The organism is Paenibacillus sp. EZ-K15 (genome assembly GCF_002573715.1).
In the GTDB taxonomy this organism is placed as follows: Bacteria; Bacillota; Bacilli; order Paenibacillales; family Paenibacillaceae; genus Paenibacillus_AQ.
The window spans coordinates 92,313-114,578 of record NZ_PDHM01000024.1 but is presented as its reverse complement, the minus strand read 5'-3'; the positions used below and the strand labels follow the sequence as shown (position 1 = coordinate 114,578).

Here is a 22,266-nt window from a genome sequence, read left to right as displayed (position 1 = left end):
CGTGGTAAAGAAACTTGCTTTCTACGTACTGATGCTCCTGCTAGTCAGTTCATCAGCTGCAGCAGCCGAAGGCGGAGCCCCTTCTACGCAAAGACAGCCGAACATAGATGAGGATGCCTTCGACCAGTTTGTACAGGCCCAACTGGTGAAGGCACAAAGTCCGGGAGCCGCCGTTGTGATTGTTAGCGGTGATCAGGTGGTTTATACGAAGGGATTCGGACTAGCCGATAGCGCATCGGGGATTCCGGCGACAAGTACTACATTATTTGAATTGGGATCGACTTCCAAAACATTCACAGGCCTGGCCTTGTTAGAGCTGGAGTATGAAGACAAGCTTAGCCTTAACGATCCGGTCACTCGCTATATTCCGTGGCTCTCGCTAACCTATCAAGGGCAGCCGGCCAAGGTGACGCTGGCCCAACTGCTGCACCATACGAGCGGCGTGCCTTTTGCTTCGCTAGCTTCCATCCCGATCAGTTCCGAAGAGCAGGCATTGGAACTGACTGTACGGGCATTATCGGGTACGGCGCTGGACGCCCCTCCCGGAGATAAGTATCAATATGCCACCATTAATTATGATGTTCTGGGGCTGGTCATCCAGGAAGTATCCGGTATGTCGTATGAGGATTACATGTCGGGGTTGCTGCAGCGGCTTGGTATGAATAACACGGTGCCTGCGGCCCAGCTGAAGGACCCACAGCGGCTCGCCAGGGGATATAAGATTGGATTCGGTTCGCCTCGTCTATATGAAGCGCCCGATTACAGGGGAAACACGCCCGCCGGTTACTTAATCTCCAGTGCTGACGATATTGGACAGTGGCTGCTGCTCCAGCTCGGGACGAAGAGTATCTCCGAGCCGGACCGTATCATCATCGAACGTTCCCATATACCCGATACGAGCGTAGGGCCGGACGCCAACGGAACCTACTATGCCTCGGGGTGGTTTGTAACGCCGGACGGCAAAGAGCTCTCGAACCAAGGCTCTAATCCCAATTTCTCGTCCTATTTCATCATGCGTCCGCAAGAGCAGCTCGGCGTAGGAGTACTCGCCAACATCAACTCAGCCTATACGTTTCATATCGGTCAAGGCCTGATGAGCCTGATGCGGGAGCAAGAGCTTCCACCCCCTGAAGCGGATTTTTATCCGCTGCTTGATCGCATCGCGATGATCTCGCTTAGTCTTATCAGCATTCTCATGCTTGTACTGGCAGGTAAAGCCATCGGTATCCCCGGACAATTGCGTCGTCAGCGGCGCACTTTCGTTCCGCCCCAAGGAAGAAGGCTCATCGGCCTTGGAGCTGCGCTTGTGCTGACCGGAGCCTGCTTGTGGGGGATCGGCCTGCTGCTCGATGCTGCATTTGCAGGTCTACCGCTTGCTGTAGTCGCAGTATGGTCGCCTTCCACCATCATCTGGCTCGTCTATGCACTCTACCTATTCGTCGGAATCGCGTTTCTGTTCTTTCTTGCAGTCTGGTTGTTTCCATCCGTGAAACGACGTTCCGGGCTGATTCTTCCAGCTCCCCCAGAGGAGGTGATCTAAATGAAATGCAAGCTGTTCTGCCTGCCATACGCCGGAGGTTCCGCTACCAACTATATGAGATGGAAACGCCATCTGCACGGCCATATTGAACTGCATCCCGTTGAACTGGCCGGCAGGGGAAGAAGATTACTCGAACCTCATTACGGCAGCATGGACGAAATGATTGAGGATTTATACGGATATTTGGAACCGCAACTGGACGAAGCTGATTTTGCTTTCTTCGGCCATAGCATGGGAGCCCTTGTCGCTTACGAACTGGCGCACGCCGTAAGGAAGAAGAAGGGGCGCGAACCCATCCATTTATTCGTCTCGGGGACCTATCCCCCTCACGCCCGCCGGAATCTTACACTGCATCTGCTATCTGATGCAAGGTTGCAGCAAGAAATTAAGCTGCTTGGCGGAACCGAGGATGAAGTGTTTGAACGTGAGGAACTGCTGAGACTGTTTTTGCCAGGTCTGCGGAGAGATCTGGAACTGGTGGAAACGCATTGCTTTAAGAGCAGAGAGGAGCTTATTCCTTGTGATATATCCGTGCTTAACGGAAAAGAGGATAAAGCGACAGAAGGCATCAACCTGATGGAGTGGTCCGCGTATGGCAGCCGAGACTGTCAACTTTATGAATTCGAAGGAGGTCACTTCTTCATAAACGAACATACCGAGCAAGTAGTGTCGCTCATCAACGATGTGCTAAGCAGCTCTGTTGAACTAATGTCCACCAAAAAGGAGTCGTGAATTCATGATACGAACCGTCGGAGTAGTCGGTGCGGGTGTAATGGGCAGTGACGTTGCTTTGGATCTGGCTTGCTATGGATACGAAGTGGTGCTCAAAGATATTAACGAAGATGTCTTGCATCAAGCTAAGGAGAAAATTAAGACAGATTTCCGGCTATTAAAGCTGGTCAAGCCTCAAGCGAAACAGCTTACCGTGGAGGACCTTCTGTCCCGGATTACCTTTACCACGGCTTATGATGACTTCGCACGCGTCCAGTTTGTTATTGAGAACGTGACAGAAGAATGGGAACTTAAGAAAACGGTGTTTACGGAACTGTCCGAGGTGTGCGCCGTACAAACCACCTATGCCGTTAACACAAGCTGCATTTCCATTACGAAGGTTGGCTCGTTAATGCCAAGACCGGAGAATGTCATTGGCATGCATTTCATGAACCCCGTCCCGATGAAGGAACTGGTCGAAGTCATCCGGGGCGAGCATACATCGGACGAGACCGTTGCCTGCGGGGAGGAGTTTTTAAAATCGTTCGATAAAGTCCCGGTAGTGGTTCGTGATTTCCCCGGTTTCGTAACGAATCGAGTCCTCATGCTGACGATTAACGAATGCGTCTGGACCGTGCAGGATGGAGTCGCAGAGCCGAAGGATGTCGATAAGATTTTCCGCCTGGGCTTCGGCCACAAAATGGGGCCGCTGGCTACATGTGATCTGATCGGCCTGGACACCATTCTCAATTCGCTGCTGGTGCTGCAGGACAGCTACAAGGATCCGAAGTTTCGGCCCTGCCCGCTGCTCGTCAAGATGGTGGATGCCGGTTACCTGGGCAAAAAATCAGGAAAAGGATTTTTCGATTACAGCAAGTAGGGAGGGATAACGATGAGCAGAGCAGCGGACAAGATAAAGGAAGTCAAATGCGTGATCTGGGATCTGGACAATACGATGTGGGACGGTATTTTGCTGGAGTCCGATGAGGTTAAGTTAAAGCCGCGCATGCGCGAGCTTCTCGCGGAACTGGATTCTCGCGGCATTCTGCAATCCATCGCAAGCCGCAATGATACGGAGCATGCGCTGGACAAGCTGAAGGAGTTCGGCATCGATACCTATTTTCTGTACCCCGAAATCAACTGGAATGCCAAATCAACGTCGATCGATAAAATACGCTTGAACTTGAACATCGGTCTGGACACGATCCTATTCATTGACGATCAGCCCTTCGAACGGGATGAGGTCCTAAGCGTCCATCAAGAGGTAGAGTGTCTGGATGTAACGCCATACGAGACACTGCTCGGTCACCCGCGTCTCAATCCCCGGTTCATTACGGAAGATTCAAGACGTAGGCGGGCCATGTATCTGGAAGACATACTGCGCAAAAACGAAGAAGAATCGTTTGAGGGCCCCCAAGAGGCATTTCTAAGCTCGCTCGGCATGCGCTTTGTCATTAGCGAGGCTAGAGAGGAGGACTTGAAACGGGCGGAGGAACTGACCATCCGCACGAATCAGCTGAATGCGACGGGTTATACGTACAGCTATGAGGAACTGGACAGGATCAGACGGTCGGATAATCATAGCCTGCTCGTGTGTGAATTGACGGATAAATACGGCTCTTACGGCAAGATCGGGCTCGCTCTGATCGAATTGAAGGAAAGCTGCTGGCATCTGAAAATGCTGCTCATGTCCTGCAGAGTGATGTCTCGCGGAGTCGGTACCGTCATGCTTACGTATATCATGCAGCAGGCGAAGAATGAAGGGAAAGTACTTAGGGCCGACTTTAAACAGACGGACCGCAACAAGATGATGTACGTCACGTACCGTTTCGCTAGTTTCACGGAAATCTCCAATGACGGAGAAGGAAACATTCTGTTCGAGAACGATTTAAATCATATTCAACCGTTCCCGCCTTATATTGATGTGTTGGTAACGGTTGCCGGGAAGAGGGGTAACTAGATGGAAATCAAACAAAAAATCCGCAGTTTTATTGAAAGCAATCTGGTTGTATTTGAAGACGAGGCCGTGTTCACTGACGATGATCATATTTTTCAAAAGGGCTTCGTCAATTCGTTGTTTGCGATGAAACTCCTCAGCTACATCGAACAAGAATTCGGATTCACGGTCAGGAATGAGGATTTGGATATCGCTAATTTCAGCACGCTTAACAATATCGTAAAGCTAATCGAAAAGCATAAGCAGGAGGCCTAAGCGATGATTGGACAGACATGCGCGTCTGCCGCCCAAGTCGTAGAGGAGGCTAAAATTTTTGCCGGTCGGGAAATCCGGGCGCTCGCAGGAGAAATTGATGTCAAAGGCGAGCTGCCCCGCAGCTTGATTAACAAAATGGGGCAATTGGGATATCTGGCGGCCAGCTGGCCGGAGGAATATGGCGGTCTGGGGCTGGATCCTGTGGCATACGGACTGTTTACGGAGCAGATCGGAAAAGCATGCTGCAACACGAGGGCTCTGATAACCGTTCAAACCTCACTGCTCGGAGAGACCATGCTGCGATTCGGCACAGAGGAACAGAAAAAATACTGGCTGCCACAGATGGCGCGAGCGGAGAAGCTGGGCGCGTTCGCCTTATCAGAACCGAATGTGGGCTCGGATGCTAAAAGCGTACAGACCACCTACCGTAAAGAAGGAAGCCATTATATTCTGAATGGCAGCAAAAAGTGGATTTCATTCGCCGCAATCGCTGATTTTTTCGTTGTGATCGCAGCTGATTCGGGCGGGCAAATCACCTCATTCATCGTAGAGCGCGAACGTGAAGGAGTGCATACAATCCCTATGCAGGGCATGCTCGGCAACCGGGGGGCTCACATTGCGGAGATTCAGCTCAATGAAGTGAGAATTCCGGCGGAGAACGTGCTCGGCATCGTAGGCGGAGGCTTTACTTATATCGTATCCACCGCGCTTGATCATGGCAGATACAGCATTGCTTGGGCAGGAGCGGCAATTGCAGGCGAGGCCCTGGAAGCGATGGTAGCCTACTCGATGTCGCGGTCCCAATTCGGAGAGAAGTTGCATCAGTTCCAATTGATCAAAGGATTGATTGGGGACGCGGTCACCAAGGTTCATGCCGCGCGTACGCTTTGTATAGCCGCAGGTGAAATGCGAAAAGACGGGGCGGCGGAAGCGGTTGACGAGACAGCGATCGCCAAATATTTTACATCGAAAGTTGCTGTTGAGGTCACGAACGATACGGTGCAAGTTCACGGCGGCAACGGCTGCCGCAGCGGCTACCCTGCCGAGCGGTTATTTCGGGAAGCCAAGGTGCTGGAAATCATTGAAGGCACCAGCCAAATTCAGCAGCAGGTCATTTCTCAATACGGACTTCGCAAATATGCGGTAAAGAAGCAGGGGAAGTTCGAATAGAAAAGGATGGGTGAGAGTGTGAAGAAACCTCAGAAGCTGGATAAAAGCAATGTTGAAGATATTTTGGCATTGTCTCCTATGCAGTCCGGGATGCTGCTTCAATACTTGAAAGATCCCGAAACTTCGCAGTATGTAGAGTTGATCGCACTTGGCGTCAGCGGAGAGCTGAAGCCCTCGTTGTTTGAACAGGCGTGGGCCTACGTTGTGCAGACCAACGAGGCGCTGCGGTCCTTGTTCCGCTGGGAAGAGGTGAACCAGCCTGTTCAAATCGTACTGCGGGAACACCGTCCCATTATTCGTTATGAGGACTATTCCGATTATGACGAGAATGCGCAGTCTGGGCTGATTGCAGACCGGATTGCCGCCGATAAAAAGGAAAAATTCCAGCTGGATCAAGTGCCCTTCCGCTTGACGCTGTGCAAGCAGACCGAGCGTAAACACACCATGCTGATGAGCTTTCACCATATCTTGTTCGATGGCTGGAGCACCGGTATTCTGTTGAAGGAATGGCGGAGCGCCTACCTGATGCTGGCACAGGGGCAGGAGCCGGAGCGGCAATACAAGCCGCACCTCAAGCAGTTTATCTCTTTGCTGCAGCAGCAGGACAAGCAAACACAAGAGAACTACTGGAGCCAGTACTTGCATGACATGCAGAACCGGCCCATCGTTACAAGGAGCACAAAAGTTTCGGGGATGCCGGACATGGCTTTATACACGGAAAAACGGAGCAGTACCTTCACTGCCGGACTGCACCGGTGGGTCCGTTCCGAGGAAGTGACGCAAGCCGCTCTTTTCTATACGGCGTGGGGCATTCTGCTTCAGCACTATACTAATAGTGACGACGTATTGTTCGGTACTACTGTGTCGGGACGTAATACGATTATTCCCGGAATGGAGCATATGGTCGGCTTATTCATTAATACGCTGCCGTTTCGCATGACGGCGGGTCCGCATAAGATGATGCCCGAGCTCCTGGCCGAGGTGAATGCATCGATTCAAGCAAGCGAAGAGCATGCGAACACTTCCTTGACGGATATTAAAACATACGGAGGGCTCCGAGCTGAAGGTAGTCCGTTCGATACCCTAGTCGTAGTGGAGAATTATCCGCTGGATGAAGTGGTTACAAGCACCGACGGACCGCTTATCATGGAACCTCATCATATTGAGGAAGAGACCGAGTTCGATTTGACACTCCGCATTACAGTGGCCGAAGAGCTGGAATTAACCTTCTCTTATAATAAACAGGCGTATCACGAGGATATGGTCAAGAAGCTTGCTCATCATTATCTGTACATTCTTGAACAAATCACACAAGCCCAAGCCCAGGTTACTACATACCGGGAGACCAGGCTTAAGGATATCGGGATTCTTACCCATGAAGAGCGGGAGCAAATTCTGTTATTCAACCTGACAACTTCAAATTATCCCAGTGAGAAAATGGTTCATGAGCTGTTCGAGGAACAGGCGCTGCTGTCCCCTGAGAGTACGGCTGTAACAGATGAGCATATATCCTATACCTATCGCGAGCTGAATGAGCAGGCTAACCGGGTTGCTCGTTCGCTGCAGGCGAAAGGCATGGAAAGCGGTCAGATTGTGGGCTTGATGGCGAACAGATCCACAGAATTGGTTGCCGGAATCTTCGGCATTCTGAAAGCGGGAGGGGTCTATCTGCCGCTTGATTCCGCGCATCCTGCCGAAAGGATTGCCTATATGCTGTCCGATGGCAATGTGCGCACAGTGCTGGCTTCACCGGGCCTTGAGGATCTGATACCGGAACATGCCCAGGTGCTGAAGCTGGACGAAGCGCTGCTTCATCTCGGCGAAGCGTCCGAGTTGCCTCAGGCAGGCAGTTCGGAACATCCGGCTTACGTCATGTATACATCCGGTTCGACCGGTAAGCCCAAAGGTGTCATTGTCGGGCACCGAGGAATTGTGAGGCTGGTTCGGAACACGAACCACGTCCAGTTCGAAGCGCATGACTGCGTCCTTCAGGCAGGAGCAATCGGCTTTGACGCTCTAACATTCGAGGTGTTCGGAGCGCTCTTGAACGGGGCTAGCCTGCATATTGCGGACAAGCATACGCTGCTTGACAATGCCAAACTGGATGCCTTTTTGCGTACGCGCGCAATATCGGGCGGACTGCTGACTCCGGCATTATTCAATCAGCTGGCCCAGCAGCGTCCAGACATGTTCGCCGGGATGCGGAACCTGGTCGTAGGCGGCGATGTACTCTCTCCGAAGCACATTGAGGCTGTTCGACAAGCATGTCCTGGACTGACGATTTGGAACGCGTACGGACCTACCGAAAACACGGTTATTTCGACCTGTTTCCGTATCGACCGTGAATTTAACGAGCATATTCCGATCGGGCCGCCTATCAGCAATTCTACGGCTTATATCGTCGACCGCTATGATAACTTGCTGCCTATCGGCATTCCCGGCGAGCTGATCGTCGGAGGTGACGGTGTTGCGCTCGGCTACTTGAATCGGCCGGACCTGACGGCAGAGAAATTTGTACTGGATCCCTTCCGCTCAAGCGGGATTATCTACAAGACAGGCGATATGGCGCGTTGGTTGGAAGACGGAACCATTGAATATATGGGACGAATGGACCAGCAAGTGAAAATCCGCGGCCACCGCATCGAAATCGGTGAAATCGAGACGATGCTCCTGCAGCACAAATCAGTGCAAGAAGCAGCGGTAACGGTGCAACGACGGGGTTCTCAGACTGAGTTATGCGCCTACGTAGCCGCTTTTGAGACGGTATCTGTGTCTGAGCTGCGGGCGTTTCTTGCCGGGAGATTACCTGATTACATGATACCGTCTCACTTTGTCCAGCTGGAACAAATCCCGCTGACACCTAACGGAAAGCTGGACCGCAAGGCACTGCCTGCGCTTGCGGAGGCTCCCCGCGAGGTTCAGGAAGCTGCGATGCCGAGGACAGAGCTGGAGAATCTGATCGCAGACGCCTGGAAAGCCGTGCTTGAGCTGGACCGCATCGGTATCCACGATAAGTATTTTGAAGTAGGCGGCAATTCGATTAGCCTTATCCAACTGCAGAGCAGACTGCAAAGACAGCTTAAGCGTGAGATTTCAATCGTCACGCTGTTCCAATACCCCACCGTGTATGAACTGGCTGTGCATTTGGCAGGCGAAACGGAACGATCGGCAGAACGGAAGAGCGAGAGTGCAGCACCCACTAGGAAGAACGAGCAGCCTTCCCTGGCACAACCCGGCCGTGTGAAGTACGAGAATGAAGGCAGCCGGGATATTGCAGTTATTGGTTTGGCCGGCAAATTCCCTGGCGCACGAAATATCAGTGAGTTTTGGAGCAATTTGCAGCAGGGCAGAGAGTCGATCTCATTTTTTTCGGATGACGAACTGGCAGAGTATGGCTTTGACCGCCAGCTTTTGGAACGGCCGGAGTTTGTCAAAGCAAAGGGCGTGCTGGATGAGATGGACCACTTTGATCCGGCCTTCTTCGGTTATACTCCCGATCAGGCGGCGATGATGGATCCTCAAGTTCGCCTGCTGCACGAATGCGCGTGGCATACGCTGGAGGACGCCGGCTGTGACCCGCAGCGACATGTTGGGTCTATCGGGCTGTTTGCCGGGGTTACGAACAATTTCCACTGGTTGTCGCAGCTGTCTGACCGCCTGCACGGGAATTTATCGGATATGTTTGAGGTTGATTCGCTGAATGATTCGTATACGGTCAGCACCCGTATTTCGCATAAGCTGAATTTGAAAGGTCCTGCGATCAGTTTGCAAACGGCCTGTTCTACCTCACTGGTAGCTGTACATTTAGCTTGCCAGTCTATTCTTAACGGGGATTGCGATCTGGCTCTGGCCGGAGGCGCGTCCATCGTGCTTCCTCATAAATCGGGCTATCTTTATCAGGAAGGAATGGTTAAGTCGCCGGACGGTCATTGCCGCACCTTCGATGCCAAAGCGAAGGGGACGATAGGCGGAGACGGCGTCGGATTCGTGGCGCTCAAATCGCTCGAGGCAGCTATCGCAGATGGTGACCGGATTTATGCGGTAATCAAAGGCTCGGCCATCAACAATGACGGCAGTCGCAAGGTCGGCTATACGGCGCCAAGCGTACAGGGCCAAGCGGATGTTATCGCCAGGGCTCAAGAAGCCGCAGGAGTTCCAGCCGAAAGTATCACTTACGTTGAGGCGCACGGATCGGGAACTACGCTTGGCGATCCGATCGAGATCGAGGCGTTGACGAAGGCATTCCGGACGGACAAGACCGGCTTCTGCCGCATAGGCTCCGTAAAAACGAACATAGGACATCTGGATGCCGCAGCAGGGGTGGCGGGTTTGATCAAGACGGCACTGGCGCTTCATCATAAACAGCTTCCGCCCAGCCTGCATTATGAGACCCCGAATCCGAATATTGATTTCGCGAACAGTCCTTTCGTGGTCAATACCGGCCTGAGAGATTGGCGCAACGATGACTATCCGCTGCGTGCGGGAGTCAGTTCCTTCGGCATAGGCGGAACGAATGCCCACGTCGTCATGGAAGAGGCTCCTATACAGGAAGCAGCCGGGAAGGGCCGAACCCATCAGGTGCTGGTATTGTCCGCGCAGACACCGGATGCGCTCGATACGATGACGGCCAACCTGGGCGTCTATCTCAAGGAACATCCTTCGTTGAATCTGGCCGACATTGCGTATACCTTGCAGACCGGCCGGCGTCCCTTCAGATACCGGCGCCTGCTCTCCTGCAGCACGGTTGAGGAAGCGATAGCGGCGCTGACGCCTTCTGCTGACAGGGCAAACTTCGATGCACGGAAAGTAATCTCCAGCACGACCGGGGAGGAGCGAGCTTCAATCGTGTTCATGTTCTCCGGGCAAGGATCGCAATATATCAACATGGGGAAGGGTTTGTATGAGACCGAGCCCGTGTTCCGAGAAGAGATGAACCACTGCTTCCGTCTGTATCTCGACATTACCGGCTCTGATATGAAGGTAATGCTGTACCCGGACCTAGAAGCGGAGACTGCGGCAGCGTCCCTTCAATTAAATCAGACTAAACATATCCAGCCTGCCATGCTTATGCTCGAATATGCGCTCGCACGTCTTCTCCTGTCATGGGGAGTGATGCCGGATGCGATGATCGGCTACAGCTTCGGCGAGTATGCTGCCGCTTGTCTCGCCGGCGTCATGTCACTGGAAGAGGCGATGCGTCTCATCATACTGCGCGGAGAGCTTATGCAGCAGGTGCCGCCAGGCGGGATGCTCAGCGTGCCTCTTCCTGAGCAAGATATCAAACCCCTTCTTAGCGGCTCCTTATCACTGGCGGTCGTCAACGGGCCTTCCTGCATTGTATCCGGCCCAGAAGAAGAAATCGCCTCATTCGAACAGCAGATGAAGGCGGGCAAATTCGTTTGCATGAGATTGCCGGTGTCGACGGCTGCTCATTCTTCGCTTCTTCAAGAAGTGGCGGAGCCGTTCGCCGAAGCCGTCCGACAGGTCCGTTTGAATCCGCCCCAAATACCGTATGTCTCCACAACGACGGGCAATTGGATAACGGATGAAGAAGCGACAGACCCGGGTTATTGGACCCGGCACATGACGGATACCGTTCGTTTTGCGGATGGGCTTGAGCGGCTTGCAGAGCAGCAGGGCAGGCTGTTCGTGGAAATCGGTCCGGGACAGGATTTAACACTCTTGGCGCGTCGCTACATCGATACAGAGCGCGGACAGCAGGCACTAAACCTTATGCCGCCTGAGCATAGCAGTATACCGGACACCTCCCTGCTCGTTAACCGGATCGGGAGATTGTGGCTCTACGGCCAGTCCGTCGATTGGAGAGCATTTCATGGAGAAGAACCGCGACGGCGTATCTCTCTACCTCTTTATCCGTTTGCTAGACAGCGCTATTGGATCGAGTCTGCTGCCGGTACTTCACTGCCGGTGGGCAGCGCTAAGAACAAGATTCAGGGCGCGGGCGGCAAGGTGGCCAAGCTGCCGGATATGTCCGACTGGTTCTATGTACCGACATGGAAAAAAGAGCAGCTGCTTCCTGGCTCCGCCAGCATGAACGCAAACATTGCCGGAAATTGGCTTGTATTCGCCGATGAAAACGGCCTGGCTGCCGATATTATCAAATCCCTTGCCGAGTGTGGAGGGCAAATCATTGTAGTTCGTGCGGGCGAGCACTACGAACGGGCGGCAGCTCATCAATATACCGTAAATCCACATAATGAACATCATTATGTGAAGCTTTTTGCTGATCTGAAAGCTGGGGGAATCTTGCCTGACCTGCTGCTTCATACTTGGGGAATCTCCGCTCCATCTCCTCGTTACAGTGGTCCATCGTGGCTGAGGGTCACACAGGAACGCGGGTACTACAGCTTGTTATACACGGGCAAAGCGCTGAAAAAACAAGCTTCGGGGCATGAAATGCGCATGTGGGTGCTAACGGATAATATGCAAGCCATTGCCGGTGAATCTGTCTTGTATCCTGAGAAAGCGACAGTACTGGGACCATGCCGGGTTATTCCGCAGGAATTACCGCACATCCATTGTCACAGCATCGATATTAACCTGCCGGAAGCGGGGAGCTGGCAGAGAGATAGATTGATCCGCCGCCTGCTGGACGAATTTAGCGCTGCCCGGTTCGAATTGGCGGCTGCCTATCGCAACAACGAACGCTGGGTACTCGGTTATGAACCGGTTAAGGTAGCAGAACCTGAAGCGGGAGCGGCGGAACTCCGTCAAGGCGGCGTCTATTTGATCACAGGCGGATTGGGATATATCGGTCAGGTCCTTGCCGGTCATCTGGCTCGAAGCGTACAGGCGAAGCTTGTCTTTACCAGCCGCTCACCATTTCCGCCGAACGATAAATGGGAGCAGTGGCTTGCCGAATACGGCCCAGAGAATACCGTCAGTGTTCAGATCGGCAAGCTGAAACAGCTTGAATCTCAGGGAGCCGAAGTGCTTGTGTTTACAGCGAACTCGTCGGATCAAGAGCAAATGAAGGAGGCTATCCGGCAAACCGAGGCGCTGTTCGGTTCATTGAACGGGGTGATTCACACAGCCGGTATGACAGGCGAAGCGGCATTTAGGATGCTGGAGGAGACAGACGAGGAATTAAGCGAGCAACATTTTCAAGCAAAGTTATATGGACTCCATGTTTTGGATCAGGTGCTGGCTGACAAGGAGCTTGATTTCTGCCTGCTGGCTTCGTCGCTGTCTCCGATGCTCGGCGGATTAGGTTTTACCGCCTATTCGGCAGCGAACCATGTTATGGACGCATATGTACACGATCGCAATCGCCGTCTGCGCACACCTTGGACCAGTATCAACTGGGACGGTTGGCAGCTGGAGAAAGAGCAAACGATTCATGGGCAGGCGGGCGCTTCGATATCCGAGCTGCTCATTGCGCCAGAAGAGGGGATCGAGCTGCTGAGGCGCGTGTTGTCGGTCCGGGAAGCAGGCCAGATCGTCCTGTCGACCGGCAGCTTGCAGGATCGGATCGACAAGTGGGTGAAACGGACGGCTCAGGAAGAGGCACCGCTCCCGAAGGGAGACGGCGGTTTCTACACCCGTCCCGCGCTGTCCGGTGAATATATCGCTCCCGTAACAGAGTCCGAACGCAGGCTTTGCGGGATGTGGGAGCAGTTTTTCCGGATAGACCGGATCGGGGTGCAGGATGATTTCTTCGAACTGGGTGGAGATTCACTCAAAGCGATTACGGTTGTTACCGGGATTCATAAGGAAATGAAGGTGGAAATCAGCTTGCCCGTCTTTTTCAATATGCCGACGATCCAGCAGTTGGCCACCTATATCGATGAGGCGGAACAGAGTGCCTACCAAGATATTGAAAAGGCTCCACCACGCGAATATTACGCGCTGTCCTCCGCGCAGAAGCGTCTGTATTTGATCCAGCAGATGGAGAAGGGACATACGGGATATAACGAAATCGTCGCAGGCATTCTGATCGGCAAACTGGACAGGGCCCAAATGGAAGCGGTACTTCGGCAACTGATAAAGCGTCATGAAAGCTTGCGTACTTCATTTGAACTGGTTAACGGCCTACCCATGCAGAAAATCAGCGAAACCGTCGAGTTCGAGGTTGAATATGCGGACTTCAGCGGCGAAATTGAGCTGGGGGATTCGGACGCGGGACTCCTTGATGAGGAAGGGGAAACCGCTGCGAAAATCCGCGAAGCAGTGGCGAAGTTCGTGCGGCCCTTTGACTTGACCCGGGCGCCTTTGATGCGCGCCGGACTCATCAAGCTTGAGGATGAGCGGCATGTGTTGATGGTGGATCTTCATCATATCGTGTCGGACGGTTTATCACAGGACATATTCGTTAACGATTTTATGGCTCTGTATGCCGGTCGTGAATTGCCCGAGCTTGAGCTGCAATATAAGGATTTTTCAGAATGGCAGAACCGGATGAAGGAAACGGAGGAGCAGCAACGGCAGGGAGAATTCTGGCTAAATCAGCTGCAGGAAGTTCCCCGGTTAGCCCTGCGCACGGATTATCCACGCCCGGAGACAAGAAATTTCGCCGGCAGCCGAGTTCCCTTTGATCTGAGTATGGAGCAGACGCAAGCGCTGAAGTCGCTCTGCCTGAAGGAAGATGTGACGTTGTTCATGGCATTGCTCGCCGTTTTCAATCTGCTTCTATCCAAAGTTTGTGCTCAGCAAGACATCGTTGTAGGAACTCCGATTATCGGCCGCAAACAGCAGTCTCTGCAGCTTATTATCGGCAAATTCGTCAACATGCTTCCGCTGCGTAATCAATTGGATGAAGAAATGAGCTTCAGCGCCCTTCTACAGACAGTGCGAGCTACAACTCTGGATGCATTTGCCAATCAGGACTGCCAGTTTGAGGAAATGGTTCAGCGGTTGGGGCAGGATCGTGAATTGGCCCGTAATCCGGTATTTGATGTTGTATTCGCGCTCCAGAATATGCAGAACCCTGAGATGAGCATTCCCGGCCTGAAGATGGAACCTTTCCCGTTCGTTCACGACGCCTCTCATTTTGATTTGTCTTTGATCGCGGAGGAGGACGGAGAAAGACTGTCCTTCAAGTTTGAATACAGCACCCGCTTATTCCTGAGGGACACGATTGTGCGTTTTGCAGGTTATATGCAGGATATTATGTCCGGTGTTCTGGCAAATCCGGACAAGAAGCTGAAGGACATCACGATTGCTCATCATTTAGCTGAGCCTGAACCTGTCTATCTTGCCGGAGCCCGGGGGGAATTCGGACTATGAGCGAGAGCCGGAGGAAGAAAGGGAGGAATAGGGATGGGGCTTGAAAATCGTTTGGACCGTCTGGCAGTGGCAGCTTCTCAAAAGAGCAAGGAACGGGATTACTGGCTGGCCGCATTGTCCGGAGAATATGACAAGAGCGGGTTTCCTGGCGATTACACGCGCGGAACAGGGGTGACGGTTGAAGATGTTTCGTTCTCCTTCCCGCAGGAGCTGGCGGACCGCCTGCTGCAAGTCAGCAACGGATCGGATTCAAAGCTTCATATCGTACTATCTGCTGCACTCGCCGTTTTGCTGGCCAAAATGTCCAATCGCAGTGTCGTTACGCTAGGGACTCCGATCTATAAGCAGAAGGAAGAGGCGGAATTTATCAATTCCGTACTGCCTTTACGGATTAAGATCGATCGCTCACTCTCGTTCAGACAATGTCTTCTTCACACGCAAGATACGGTTGTGGCAGCCGTGGATCATCAGAGCTATCCGATGGAGATGGTGGCGGAACAGTTGGCGCTTCAAACGGATGATCCCATCGCACATCCGTTATTCGAGGCGGCATTGCTGCTCGACAACATTCATGAAGAGCGTTATTTCCGGAATGTGAAATGGACTACGTTGTTTTCTTTTTGCAGGAAGCAAGACCGCATCGGCGGTACGGTTCAATATAACGCACAGCTCTACCGCAGCGACACGATAGATAAACTTGTCTCGCGTTACACACTTCTGCTGCGGGAGACGCTGGCGAATCCGGATCTTCCGCTGAACAGCATCGACATTCTGCTGCCGGGGGAGAGAGAGGATCTTCTCGGCCCTCTGGCCGGCAGTCCAGCCGAATTTCCTGAACATAAGACCGTTCAGCAATGGTTTGAAGAGCAGGCGGCACGGACCCCGCATGCGCCTGCCATCGTTAACCGAGGGCAGCACATGACGTATGGTGAGCTGAATGAGAAGGCCAACCAGCTTGCCCGGGTACTGCGGACGGAAGGAATCGGGGCGGGTGACATCGTAGGCATGCTGTTTGCACCTTCCGCTGACATGATGCTTGGTATGATGGCCGTCCTTAAAGCCGGCGGTGCTTTTCTGCCGATAGACCCGGATTATCCCGACGAGCGCATAACGTACATGCTGGAAGACAGCCGCGCACAAGTGGTGCTGACACAACAGGCTTTTATCGGCAGAATGACAGGCCGCAAGACACTGTGTCTGGATGATGAAGAGTTGTTTGCCGGCGAAGCAGGCAATTTGGCATTAGAGAGCACAGCGGATGATCTGGCTTATGTTATCTATACATCCGGGTCAACAGGACAGCCGAAAGGTGTCATGATTGAGCACCGTTCGCTTGTCAATCTGGCCTTCTGGCACAATCGCACTTTTGGTGTAACAACATTGGATCGCAGCATTAAGTATGCCGGTTTCGGATTTGACGCTTCGGTGTGGGAAGTGTTTCCCTATCTGCTTGCAGGGGCATGCATTCATATCGTGCCATCCGAGATCAGACTGGATGCAAACAAACTGGATGATTTTTTCACAGAGAACGGCATTTCCATCGCCTTCCTGCCGACTCTGATGTGCGAGCAGTTTATGGATTTGCCGGACCGGGAACAAACCCCGCTGCGGATCTTGTTAACAGGCGGCGATCGCTTGAAGCGGTATAAGCCGGGCAACTACAGGCTGTTCAACAATTACGGTCCTACTGAGAATACGGTCGTGACTACGTTCACCGAAATTAAGCTGGACAACGGAGGCCTTCCGATCGGGCGGCCGGTCGACAATGCCAAGGTTTATATATTAGACGCTAATTTTCAACTGCTTCCACCAGGATTGCCTGGCCAAATCTGCGTTTCGGGTGCGGGTCTGGCTCGCGGTTATCTCGGTCGACCGGAGCTGACAGGAGAGAAATTCGTCCCTCACCCGTTCGCTCCCGGAGAGCGCCTGTATTTGACGGGTGATCTGGGACGCTGGCTTCAAGACGGAACGCTGGAGTACTTGGGCCGACAGGACGACCAGGTCAAGGTACGGGGATATCGCATAGAGCCCGGTGAGATCGAAGCTCTGCTGCGGCGTCACGAGGAAGTTCGCGAAGCTGTAATCCGCATCATGGAAGATGAGAGCGGGCAGAACTTCTTATGCGCGTACTATACCGGGCCGGATGATCTCTCCGCTGCTAAACTTCGGGAGCATCTCTCCGGGCAGCTGCCCGCTTATATGATTCCGGCCTATTTTGTCTACCTGAATGAGCTTCCTGTAACGGCAAACGGCAAACTGGATATGAAAGCATTACCTGATCCGAAAGCTCATGTTCATACTGGCAAGAAATACGTGGCACCACAGGGTGAAACAGAGAACACGCTGGTCCGGATCTGGGCCGAGGTTTTGGCGGTTAGCGAAGACAAAGTCGGGGTACAGGATACGTTTTTCGACCTGGGAGGCAACTCATTTCAGCTGGTCCAGGTAGTCAATATGCTGAAGGAAACCTTCGGGCATGACATTCCAGTACCCGTTATGTTCCAGTACACTACGGTTTCGGCGCTCGGCGGCTATTTACAGAGGATGGACAATGGGGAGGCTCCAATGCCCCAAGATATGGCCGACAACGAAGAGATGGATGCGGGATTCGAAACCATGGAACAGACGATGTTGATTCTGGAGGGAGCTCATGATGACTAAAACCAGACATTCACAAACGGCTACCGGGCTGGAAATCGCTGTGATCGGTATGGCGGGCCGGTTTCCCGAAGCGCGAAATATCGAGGAGTACTGGGATAATCTGAGAAACGGCAAGGAATCGATCCATTTCTTCTCCGATAGCGAACTTGAGGCGGCAGGCGTCGATCCCGAACTGATTCGAAATCCCAGATATGTAAGAGCGAAAGGGCTCGTACCGGATGCGGAATGGTTTGATTCTGATTTTTTTGATTATTCGCCGCGCGAGGCTGAAGTCATTGATCCGCAGCTGCGGATCTTCCATGAGTGCGCCTATGAAGCGTTGGAGCATGCAGGCTACGACACGGAGCAGACAAACGGCGCTATCGGTCTGTACGCAGGGGCATCATCGAGTATTTACTGGCAGCTAGTGGCCATGCTTTCGCGCAGCGAGAGCACAGCCGAGCAGTTCGCCGCACTGGCTTTGTCGGACAAAGATTTCTTGAGCACGCGTATTGCCCACAAGCTGAATTTAAAAGGCACGAGTGTGAACGTCGATTCTGCTTGCTCCACCTCCTTGCTGGCCATTCACCTGGCCTGCCGAGCATTGCTTACGGGCGAATGCAGGATAGCGTTAGCCGGCGGAGTTACCGTAACGGTACCCCGGACGGAAGGCTATTTATATGAGGAAGGGATGGTCAGCTCGCCGGATGGCCATTGCCGTGCTTTCGCTTCAAATGCCAAGGGAACCGTCGGCGGCGAAGGGGCGGGGGTCGTTGTGCTGAAGCCGCTTAAGCAGGCATTAGCCGACGGAGACGCTATTTATGCGGTTATTAAGGGCTCGGCGGCGAACAATGACGGTACGCGTAAAATGGGTTACTCCGCTCCCAGTGTAGAGGGGCAGGCGGAGGTAATCCGGGCGGCGCAGCGGATGAGCCGGGTCGCTCCGGACAGTATCAGCTATATCGAAGCGCACGGAACCGGTACGGCGCTGGGCGATCCGGTCGAGATCGAAGCGCTTAAGCTGGCTTTCCAGACGGACAAGACAGGGTTCTGCCGGATCGGCTCCGTCAAGACGAACATCGGCCACTTAAATAGCGCCGCAGGGGTTGCGGCATTCATCAAAACGGTGCTGGCCCTTATGCACAAGCAGCTTCCGCCAAGCTTACACTTCGAGAAGCCTAATCCCAAAATCGATTTTGCCGGCAGTCCGTTTATCGTCAATACGGAACTCACGGACTGGACGAACAAGCTTCATCCGCTAAGAGCCGGAGTGAGCTCGTTCGGCATCGGCGGAACCAATGTGCATGTGGTACTTGAAGAAGCGCCGCCCCTGGCGGAAGAAAGCAAAGGAAGAGATTCACAGCTGCTCCTTTTATCCGCAAAGACGGAATCGGGACTTGAACAAGCTACAGCCCGCTTCCGCGAATATTTGCGGGCCAATCCCGGCCTGTCTCTACCCGATGCGGCCTATACACTGCAAATCGGCCGCAGGGCATTCAAGCATAGACGCATGCTTGTAAGTTCTTCGGCGGAGGAAGCGCTGGAGCTGCTGGACAGCCTGCCTCCTGAACGGGTTTACAACCGTGTCGGCGGCACTGAACAGCCCAGACTCGTATTTATGTTCCCGGGGCAGGGCGCGCAGTATGTCAATATGGGACTGGATCTGTACAACCGTGAGCCCCAATTCCGCGAAGCGGCCGACCGGTGCTTTGACATTATCCGTCCGTTGATGGACGTTGATTTAAAAGCTTTGATGTTTCCCACCGGTAGCGAAGCGGCCGGCGATCACAGTGATCGCTTGAAGCAGACGGACGTGACACAGCCGGTCATGTTTATATTCTCCTATGCGCTGGCAAATCTGCTGATCGGATGGGGGCTGAAGCCCGCCTCCATGATCGGACACAGCGTCGGAGAATATGTGGCTGCTTGTCTGGCAGGAGTATTAACGGTAGAAGAAGCGCTGGAGCTGGTCGTGCTGCGGGGTAAACTTATGCACAATCTGCCGGGGGGAGCGATGTTAAGCGTACCTTTACCCGAGCAGGAACTCCTACCGTTCGTGAACGAAGGCTTGTCGATTGCGGCAGTTAACGGTCCGGCGATGTGCGTCGTATCGGGATCTCATGAGGCGATAGAGCTTTTGGAAGAAAAGCTGACCCGGAAAGGGCAGGCCTGCACAAGGCTACATACGTCACATGCCTTTCACTCCGCCATGATGGAACCGGCAATGGAGCCGTTTCGTCTGAAGTTGAGCGGGATGAAGCTGCAGGCCCCGGACATACCGTATATTTCAAATGTAAGCGGAGGCTGGATTACGAAGGAAGAAACAGTCGATTCCGATTACTGGGTCCGGCATTTGCGCGGCACCGTCCGCTTTGCCGACGGTCTTAGCGAGCTGCTGCATGACGACAAGTCCGTGTTTGTGGAAGTCGGTCCCGGCAACACATTAAGCGCATTCGTGCGCCGGCATCCGGATAAGAAGGAACGGCACGCCGTGATCAATCTTATCCGGCATGTGAAGGAGCAGGTGCGCGACGATTATTATTTGCAGCAGCAGGTGGGACGCCTGTGGCTGGAAGGAGCTCGGCCCGATTGGAAGGCATTCCAAGCGAACGAACAGCGCCGGCGGATTGCCCTGCCGACGTATCCGTTTGAGCGCAAGCGTTATTGGGTTGATCCGCCGTTTGATACGGATGTTCTAAAGCAAGGTCTTGTCCGCAAGGAAGCGAAGGAATCAAGACCCCAAAGCGTTGCCGGAGTTAAAAAGAATGCTGTACGGGAGTGGCTGTACACGCCAATCTGGGAACGTTCCTTGTTGAACGAAGAGGCGGTTGCGGCTGCGGGCATGAATGCCAAGACCACTTGGCTAGTTTTTGCGCCAGAGCATGGCATTTGTTCCCGGCTGGCAGCGGGGTTACAGCAAGCCGGTCATGGCATCGTTTCGGTTTATCCATCCGATTCGTTTGCTAAGCTGGATGATCATGCGTACGGGATCGATCCGGGGCAGCAAGAACATTATACCCGGCTGCTGCAGAATTTGAAGGAAACCGGCACTATGCCGGAGCGCATTGTTCATGCCTGGCTGACGGAGGAGAGCGTACATACCGAGGAATGGACCGCTTCCCGCAGTGCCAGGGTAATCGATAATGGTTATCTCAGCCTTATTGCACTGGCTCAGGCGATTGGGACTTGCGGGCTGCAGGATGAGCTGCAGCTTACGGTCATAACGTCCGGTATGCAAGAGGTGACAGGAGATGAGCGGCTGCTGCCGGAACAAGCGGCGGTGCTTGGGGCATGTCTGGTTATTCCGCAGGAATACGGCAATGTGCGCTGTCGCAGCATCGATATTGCGGATTCGCTCGGGCAGGAGGTTTCAGAACATCGGCAGCAAGCGCTATTGGGCCGATTACTAGCCGAATTAACCGCTGGTTCTGCGGATATTCTCGTCGCGTATCGCGGTTCGAACCGCTGGGTTCAGACATACGTTCCAATTCCGGTTCCTGCCGCTGTCGAAGAGAAATCCGGCCTCAGGGAAGAGGGGGTATACCTAATAACCGGTGGCTTGGGTGGAATAGGAATGACCTTGGCGGAGCATCTGGCGAAGACTGTAAGGGCTAAGCTCATCCTTGTCAGCCGATCGGGAATAGGGGAAGAAGCGGACTGGCGTCAATGTGCCGAACATACGGCAGACGAAACTCAGGCGATTCAGCTGAAAAAGCTCGAGGAGCTGGAGCTGTACGGGGCCGAGGTAGTGGTCTGCAAAGCGGATGTAAGCAATGAGCAGCAAATGGAGCAGGCCGTAGCCCGGGCGGTCGACCGCTTCGGAACGATTCATGGCGTTATCCATGCGGCCGGCACGGCCGATGGTGCGCTCATCCAGCGGCGGACTTGGGAGATTGAAGAACGTGCATTGACGGCCAAGGTGAACGGCACGCGTGTCCTCGAGCGAGTGCTGGCGGGAAGGAAGCTGGACTTCCTCGTATTGTGTTCTTCTCTGACCAGTGCGCTGGGCGCCTTGGGCCAAGCGGGATACTGCGCGGCCAATGCGTTTCTCGATGCTTACGCCTACCGTAAACGCGCGCTGGACAATACGCATGTCGTCGCGATTGATTGGGACGGGTGGCAGACTGTCGGAATGGCCGCGGCAGCTGAACAAGAAGTCGCCATCGCTGCGGCGCAAGCGGGAGTGTCCGCACAAGGCCCGGACAAGCAGACCCGGCTGTTCCCTGAGGAAGGAATCGCTGTTTTCCGGTATGCACTGGCTTGCGGTCTGCCTCAGGTAACGGTATCGACGACGGATTTGAGCTTGCGGCTGCATGCCGCCCGCACTTCATCCCTGCAATCCCTAGTGGACGGGGAGATGAGCGGCATATCCCGCACAACGGCACGTTCCGACGTCAGCACGTCGTTTGCGCCTCCAGAGGACGAACTGGAGCAGACTTTAGCCCAGCTTTGGCAGGATTATCTGGGTATTGATCAAGTCGGCCTGCATGATAACTTCTTCGAGCTGGGGGCTACCTCGCTCGATATTATTCAAATGAACTCCAAGCTCCAACGTTCACTTCGGCAGGAAGTGTCAGTGGTTGACATGTTCAGCCATCCGACCATTTATGCACTCGCTGGGTTGCTGAGAAGATTACAAGCGGGAACCGGTCAGCAGGAAGAGACAGCGGACCGCACAGAACTGATACAGGACGGAAAGCACAGGCTGCAGAAGCGGCTGCAAAAAAGGAATAGAACGTGAAGGAGG

9 protein-coding genes are annotated in these 22,266 nt (G+C 53.6%); all 9 read left to right on the top strand.

Annotated elements, in window-relative coordinates; genetic code table 11:
- Position 1 precedes the first annotated feature (1 nt).
- The 9 genes from CRG97_RS28665 to CRG97_RS28625 are packed head-to-tail and all read left to right on the top strand — an operon-like array spanning position 2 to position 22,260.
- Positions 2 to 1,540, top strand: a complete 1,539-nt coding sequence (locus CRG97_RS28665; RefSeq protein ID WP_098748985.1) for a serine hydrolase domain-containing protein — start codon at positions 2 to 4, stop codon at positions 1,538 to 1,540.
- Positions 1,541 to 2,272, top strand: coding sequence for a thioesterase II family protein (locus CRG97_RS28660; RefSeq protein WP_076325383.1), 732 nt, complete (start codon positions 1,541 to 1,543; stop codon positions 2,270 to 2,272).
- Between the two features lie 4 nt (positions 2,273 to 2,276).
- Positions 2,277 to 3,131 (top strand): 3-hydroxyacyl-CoA dehydrogenase family protein, encoded by an 855-nt coding sequence (locus CRG97_RS28655; protein ID WP_098748984.1) that lies wholly within the window; start codon positions 2,277 to 2,279, stop codon positions 3,129 to 3,131.
- Positions 3,132 to 3,143: 12 nt separating this feature from the next.
- Complete coding sequence (locus CRG97_RS28650; protein WP_098748983.1) at positions 3,144 to 4,211, top strand: HAD-IIIC family phosphatase; 1,068 nt, start codon at positions 3,144 to 3,146, stop codon at positions 4,209 to 4,211.
- Positions 4,212 to 4,463, top strand: a complete 252-nt coding sequence (locus CRG97_RS28645) for an acyl carrier protein (RefSeq protein ID WP_098748982.1) — start codon at positions 4,212 to 4,214, stop codon at positions 4,461 to 4,463.
- Positions 4,464 to 4,466: 3 nt separating this feature from the next.
- The gene (locus CRG97_RS28640; RefSeq protein WP_098748981.1) at positions 4,467 to 5,633 is read left to right on the top strand and encodes an acyl-CoA dehydrogenase family protein; all 1,167 of its coding nucleotides are present in this window, start codon (positions 4,467 to 4,469) and stop codon (positions 5,631 to 5,633) included.
- 6 nt (positions 5,634 to 5,639) lie between these two features.
- Positions 5,640 to 14,879 (top strand): hybrid non-ribosomal peptide synthetase/type I polyketide synthase, encoded by a 9,240-nt coding sequence (locus tag CRG97_RS28635; protein ID WP_098748980.1) that lies wholly within the window; start codon positions 5,640 to 5,642, stop codon positions 14,877 to 14,879.
- Positions 14,880 to 14,912: 33 nt separating this feature from the next.
- On the top strand, positions 14,913 to 17,540 hold the full coding sequence (locus CRG97_RS28630) for a non-ribosomal peptide synthetase (RefSeq protein ID WP_098748979.1): 2,628 nt from the start codon (positions 14,913 to 14,915) through the stop codon (positions 17,538 to 17,540).
- The gene (locus CRG97_RS28625; protein ID WP_237566605.1) at positions 17,530 to 22,260 is read left to right on the top strand and encodes a type I polyketide synthase; all 4,731 of its coding nucleotides are present in this window, start codon (positions 17,530 to 17,532) and stop codon (positions 22,258 to 22,260) included. The genes CRG97_RS28630 and CRG97_RS28625 overlap by 11 nt, the downstream gene beginning before the upstream one ends.
- The last annotated feature ends 6 nt before the right edge of the window (positions 22,261 to 22,266 follow it).